This is a genomic window from Butyrivibrio sp. X503, from assembly GCF_003625475.1.
Lineage (GTDB): Bacteria > Bacillota > Clostridia > Lachnospirales > Lachnospiraceae > Butyrivibrio.
In genome coordinates, this window is sequence record NZ_RAIQ01000009.1 from 126,581 (window position 1) to 133,133 (window position 6,553).

At 46.9% G+C, this 6,553-nt stretch carries 5 protein-coding genes; 4 read left to right on the forward strand and 1 reads right to left on the reverse strand.

Annotated elements, in window-relative coordinates:
• Positions 1-80 precede the first annotated feature (80 nt).
• The gene (locus tag D6853_RS14020; protein ID WP_207667221.1) at positions 81-1,262 is read right to left on the reverse strand and encodes a glycosyltransferase family protein; all 1,182 of its coding nucleotides are present in this window, start codon (positions 1,260-1,262) and stop codon (positions 81-83) included.
• Between the two features lie 124 nt (positions 1,263-1,386).
• On the opposite strand from D6853_RS14020, the gene D6853_RS14025 reads away from it, so the two are divergent.
• The 4 genes from D6853_RS14025 (at position 1,387) to D6853_RS14040 (ending at position 6,186) form a co-directional block, all read left to right on the forward strand.
• Entirely contained in the window at positions 1,387-2,466 is a 1,080-nt protein-coding gene (locus D6853_RS14025) for a glycosyltransferase domain-containing protein (protein ID WP_120658628.1), read from the forward strand.
• A gap of 120 nt (positions 2,467-2,586) precedes the next feature.
• A complete protein-coding gene (locus D6853_RS14030) occupies positions 2,587-3,294 on the forward strand; it encodes a ribulose-phosphate 3-epimerase (RefSeq protein WP_120658629.1) in 708 nt (235 codons plus the stop codon).
• A gap of 29 nt (positions 3,295-3,323) precedes the next feature.
• Complete coding sequence (locus D6853_RS14035; RefSeq protein WP_120658630.1) at positions 3,324-5,474, forward strand: LicD family protein; 2,151 nt, start codon at positions 3,324-3,326, stop codon at positions 5,472-5,474.
• 4 nt (positions 5,475-5,478) lie between these two features.
• Positions 5,479-6,186 carry an IspD/TarI family cytidylyltransferase gene (locus tag D6853_RS14040; RefSeq protein ID WP_120658631.1) on the forward strand — a complete coding sequence of 236 codons (708 nt, stop codon included), beginning with the start codon at positions 5,479-5,481 and terminating at the stop codon, positions 6,184-6,186.
• Positions 6,187-6,553: the final 367 nt, after the last annotated feature.

Below are 6,553 nucleotides of genomic sequence, written 5' to 3' on the forward strand. Positions count from 1 at the left end.
TCTAAATGGTTCACAAGGAAAATTGGTCATTTGCATAATTGCAACTACCAAAGAGAGCCCCGTTTATTCGGGGCTCTCTTTCATTTATGTGCTTCCATTACTATTCTGATCATCGCCATCACCCTGTGAAGAACACTGTCTTCTTCACAGATTTTTTTGTATCCGTTTTGCGCGATAGCTTCGCGCTCATCGTCGTGTTCAAGGTAATAAACGGACTTTTCGACAAGCTCGTCGATGGAGCGATAGGTTTCAAGATGAACGCCGGGAGTTAAGAATTCATCGAGCTCCGGCTGATAATTCGTTAGAAGGAAACCACCGCAAGCAAGGATATCCCAGATTCTCTGTGGAAGTCCCGATCTGATCGCTCTCATTGTTGTGTTTAAGTTGATCTTACTTTTTTTGAATATAATGGGCATTTCCGTGAATGACTTGGCAATGCCGCGATTTCTTATAAGCGGTGACAGCTCTTTTGTATTACTTGTTGTGAAGAGATCGAGCTTATAATTTCCGATGCTTTCCGCAAGGGTATTTAATATCTCTTTTCTTTCTAGAACTGTGATGTGTGATCCCAGATAATCATCCAGAACTATCTGCCTGTCGAGATTTCTGATGCTGAGCCTCGATGAATAAAACTCGGGATCGGCGTCTTTTATCGCGGAAATCTCTTCGTCCGTAAGTGTGTTTTCAACATATTCAAGGCCATAAATATTTTCTTTTAACTGTCGAAGCATCTTTTCTTCGAGACCGGATTCAATACCCGAAGGCAGCTTAAGTGCGGCGTATGGGTCTTTTTCGGTATAAAGAGATCCGATAAAAGAGATGTCGAAGTCATAGCCGACAGCACCCTTCGTTGTGGCGTTCATCCTGTCCACGGCGCCGCCGAGCGGAAGGTGAAAAATGCAATTCGGATTGGCGTAAGCGACGGATTCGTACTGTTTTTTGTCGAATAAAAAAACTCTGTTGTAGGGACTTTTTATCGCATTATTATAGATCTCGAGAACCGGGCAGTCCACGGAAACGCAGACGTACGGAACCTTGATCCTCTCACAGAGCATGGCGATAAAAGGAAAAAAGTTGATGGAAAAGATAAAAAGAGGCCTGTGCTCGGCAATCAAATTGCCGAGATTGGTGATCCTCTCATCCAGAGTCATGGAATCATGCTCCGATCTTCCGGTGTTGTCTTCAATTATCGTTAATCCGACAGCCTTCAGAGCATCGATATAATCAGGCTCGCAAATGCTGTCATATCTGTAAACTATCACATTCATAGACTTATTGTAGCACTATATCTGCTATAATTGATATAGGATTGTGAAAATTACGGAAACGAGTCGGAGCAATCCATACATCATATATGTCTTGTATTTTTGAGCATGGAGACTATTTATGAAGAATTCTGATTTGATCAAACAGATAAACGAAATATTGTCATACCTATACGAGAACGCAGGTGCGATGGGCAAAGACGCCGTGCGAGAGGCTTTTTTGTCTGTATATGAGACGCTGAATGCGAATCTTTTGTGTGATGAAAATAAAGATACGCTTGAAAGACTCTATAAAGAGGCCGATGAGAACATCCTTGATGTCGACAGATTGCGGATTCTCTCAATGGACGCGATCATCAAATATGCATACAGTAGCCCGGACGACGGAGTATCCGCAGAGGTTGCGGACAGTCTGAAGCAAGCGGCGGCGCATCTTGAAAAGAAAAGTATGCAGCTGGATAACCTTCTTGAATATATAAGACAGGTCGATCACGTCAGAGAAAAATATCATTTAAGATACCCGACGCCTTCGGATAAGTTTGAGGGAAAGGGCGTTGTTTACACGGTCATCACCGGGGACTACGATGAAATAAATGAACCTGAAACGGGAGACTCGGGCCTTTCGTATGTTCTTTTAACAGACAGAGAAAGACCGGATTATAAGGGCAAGTGGGAGATAAGAGTTATCGACAATCCCGATAACTTAAGCAGCGTGAGGCTTTCGCGCTATCCCAAGATGTTTCCTCATATCTTTTTCCCGGAATATGATTATTCGGTTTATATCGACGGATCCTTGATCATAAAAAAAGATATTCGCACTTTTATAGATACGTACAGGCGTGACTGCGGAATGATATGCTTTGCTCATTTTTGTTCGGAAAGCATAATGGATGAGGCGGTTCTTATCGTCGAGCGCGGAAAGGCCGATAAGGCGGCTCTCGATACGCAGCTCGAGGTTTATAAGAAAAAAGGATATACCGCAAAAGGCTATATCGCTGAGCTTACCTGCATAGTCCGCGATCACCACGACGAGGCGCTTAAGAAGGTTATGCAGGATTGGTGGGATGAGTACATGTCCTACGAGCACACGCGCGATCAGATAAGCTTTGATTATGTGACTTGGAAAAACGGCTATATATTTGATCTGTGCGACCTTTCGGTGTATATAAACCCGTGGCTTGAGATTGCAAAGATACATTAAGAATTTTGCGGGCAAAAAAGCCTGTAAAACCGCCACTATAGCGCATTTCTGTGGTAAAATAGAAGTGGTTTTTCAGTGTTTGTGCATTACTAAAATGTTTTGACTTGACGAGGGGGTAATATGAGTGATTTTGTTCTTACGGCATCCATGATGTGCGCCGATTTCGGCAATCTTGAGAAAGAGGTCAAGGCGCTTGAGGCGGCCGGAATAGACTCTTTTCACATAGATATCATGGACGGTCGTTATGTCCATAATTTTGCCATGTCTTTATATGACATGATCTCAATTGCTAGGATCAGTAAGAAGCCGCTCGACGTGCATCTTATGATCGAGCACCCGAGGAATAATATAGATCTTTTCCTCAGATATCTCAGAAAGGGCGATACCGTCTACATTCATCCGGAGGCGGAGTATCACCCGTCAACAACAATCTCAAAGATAATTGATTACGGCCTGCATCCGGGCATTGCGATAAACCCCGGAACCAGCGTGGAATCTATAAGAGAGCTCCTTCGCATCGTCGACAGAGTTCTTGTTATGGCGGTCAATCCCGGCAACGCCAGTCAGATGTTTTTGCCGTTCGTTGGTGAGAAGATCGACACTCTTTTGCATCTTAGGAAAAAAATGGGCTTCGAGCTCTACTGGGACGGGGCTTGCGGAGCGGATAGAATGCGCGAGTATGTGCCCAAGAAGATGGACGGCTTTGTTCTCGGAACAACTCTTTTATTCGGCAAAAGAGCTGAATACGCCGATATTATCCCGGCTGTAAGGAAACTTGATTTTTCATACCTCGATAAGGAGCCTGTACAATTCGATGATCAATACTAATCCCGATGATAAGGAGCTAAAAGAGCTTGATGAATACTAATCCCGATGAAGAAATGAAGATGGTACCACTAGAAGAGATCAGCTTTCCGCTTTCTTTTTTTAGGGAAGAGGTCAGGAATGGCTTTTATATCCCGACGATGATCAAGCGTTACTGGGCGGGACAGCTGCAGATCCTTTCTGAGATCGCTAAGCTGTGTAAAAAGCATGATATTCAGTGGTTTGGCGACTACGGAACGATGCTCGGCGCGGTCAGGCACGGCGGATATATTCCGTGGGACGATGACTTTGATATTTGCATGATGCGCGATGATTACGAGCGCTTTTTTGAGATTGCCAAAAAAGAATTTCCCAAGGAGTACATCATTCTTTCGCTGAGAGATATTGAGGAAGGTTATGACAACATTCTCGGAAGAATAGTTAATTGCAGCGCCATCGACTGCACCAAGGAACATATGGATGAGTTCAGCGGCTGCCCGTATACGGTCGGTGTCGATATTTTCCCCATGGACGGAATGTTTGCCGATGAGGCCAAGGAAAAAGAGCGTTATGACAGGGCCAAAAGAGCCATCCTCGTCCACAACGCCGTTGAGGCCAAGGACGAACTCGGAGATCTTGCCAGGAATATCGAGAGCTTGGTCTTGGATGTTGAGAAAGAAAATCATATTCATCTTAAAAGAGGCAAAAAATTAAAAAGAGATCTCGAGCTTCTCATCGAGAAGATCTATATGGAATGCCCTGTTTCCGACGGCGACAGGGTTGCTTTGATGCCGTTTTATATGATGTACGGCAATCATATTTTCCCCAAGAAGTTTTTTGAAAAGACTTTTGAGATGAAGTTTGAAAATACGACAATCCAGATTCCGTGCTGCTATGACCAGATCCTGTCAAGCAACTACGGAAACTATATGGAGATACGTAAGGGCGGCGGTATGCATGAGTATCCATGCTATATCAGTCAGGAGAGAGCCCTTAAGAAGAAACTTGAGCATAATCCTTACAGATATACTTTCGACGCAAATCACATGCTTGTATCGGTAAAAAGATACATGACAAAAATGCTTGCTCCGGCTCCGGTAAAGGAAAAGGAGACAATTGTGTTCCTTCCTTGCAGAGCTATGTGGTGGGAGACCATGGAAGGCCTGTGGCACAGGTATAAGGCCGATGGCCATGACGTTCACGTATATCCTATAAATTTCTATGACTGCGATTACTACGGAAACGTGGGTGAAATGCATGATGAGCGTATGCTCTTCCCCGATTATGTCGGCGTAGAAAACTGCGAGGAGCTTGATTTTGCGCAGATCCGTCCCGACAAGATAGTGATCCAGGTTCCCTACGATGCAGAGAATACGGCACTTACCGTGCATGAATTCTTCTACTCTTCAAATCTTATAAATTTTACCGATGAGCTCGTCTACGTTCCTTGCTTTGACATCGACGACCCCATCGACCGCGACGACAAAGCCTGCCGCGGCATCGAGATCCTCGCCGAACAGCCCGCCGTTGTCTACGCGGATAAGGTGCTGCTTAAGTCAGAGAAGCAGCGCGAGCTCTACCTCGAGAAGCTCATCTCCCTCTCCGGCGAAGAGACCCGTGCCTTCTGGGAGCAGAAGATTGAAGTCTCCGAGTTCGTCGGAAGCGATTGGAAGAAGCGCGGCGCGCAAAGCGCGGGCGCAGGAGTCCACGGCGACGCGGAAGAGAACGCGGGCGCGGGCAGCGCAGAAGCATCGGGCAGCAGCGCGCATGGCGCAGGTTCCGCTTCTCCTGCGGAAATTGAGCACGAGCGCGAGTGGCGAAAGTTCCTCGGTGATTATGCCGACCGCAAAGCGGTCATTTATTACTTCACAATTAGCACCGTGATATATCACGGTGAGAAAGCTATAGATAAGTTCGAGCGCGTGCTCGAAACCTTCGCCGGCGCGAGCGGCAAGATCGTTGCGATTTTCATCCCTCAGGACTACCTGACAGCGAATCTCGACAAGGCAGAGCCCGCCGTGCGCGAGCGCTATCTTGCTTTCATAGAAAAGGTCAAGAACACGCCCGGTATCATCTTCGATGAAGCCGGCCGTAGCCTTGACTTCATAGATAAGTGGGGCGCGTACTACGGCGACACAGGCGTCGCCGCCATGGAGTGCGCAAGCAGAAAGATCCCTGTGATGCTTGAGAATGTAGAGGTGTAAGCGTATGAATGTAGCTATAATACTTGCAGGCGGCGTCGGCAGCAGAGTCGGCGGCGATGTCCCCAAACAGTTCGTAGATCTTGCAGGCGAGATGATGATCGTGCACAGCTTGGAGCCCTTCGGAAATCTCCCTATAGTTCAAAACATCATAATAGTTGCGGATGATAAGTGGCGCGAAGACATCGAAAATGCAATTGTCGATTACCCTGCCATCAGTGAGAAGATCCTCGGCTACGCCGATCCCGGCCAGAACCGACAGTTATCAATATTGAGCGGCCTTGAAGCTATCGAATTACTGGGACTTGGTGACATGACCGACAATGTCATAATACATGACGCGGCCAGACCTTTCGTTACCGAAGACCTCATCACCGCGTGTCTTGAAGCTCTTTCGGATCACGACGGCGCTATGCCCGTCCTTCCAATGAACGATACCGTATATCTTAGCCACGGCGGCGTTCAGGTCGACGAGCTCCTCGACAGAAACACGATATTTGCGGGCCAGGCGCCCGAAGCATTTGTATACAAGAAATATCTTGAAGCCAACAGGAAGCTCATTCCCGACAAGATCCTCGTGATCCACGGCTCTTCCGAGCCCGCAGTCATGGCCGGCATGAAGGTTGCCATGATCCCCGGTGACGTGCGCAACTTCAAGATTACCAGTGCCGCCGACATGGAGCGTGCCGAGGAGATCTTTCGGGAGAAGTACTGAGATTAGGCAGGTCGGCAGGGCTATCCTGCGCATTTTGAAGAAATGGCCGGATATAGTTGACTTGATATATGTAGTATCGTGGCTTTTTGCACGCGAAAACAAGCTGGATTAGCAATCGCGTGTCACTTGATTCAGTGATTTGCATGCGAAAACAAATAAAACTAGTAATCGCGTGCAGCTTGTTTAGGAAGCAAACACGCGAAAGCAAGCTGAATTAGTTACCGCGTGTCGGCATGTCCGAAAGCATGCACGCGAAATGCAACAGAGATTGAAATTGCGTGTCGCTACGCCCGAAAGCATGCACGCGAAATGCAACAGAGATTGAAATTGCGTGTCGCTACGCCCGAAAGCATGCACGCGAAATGCA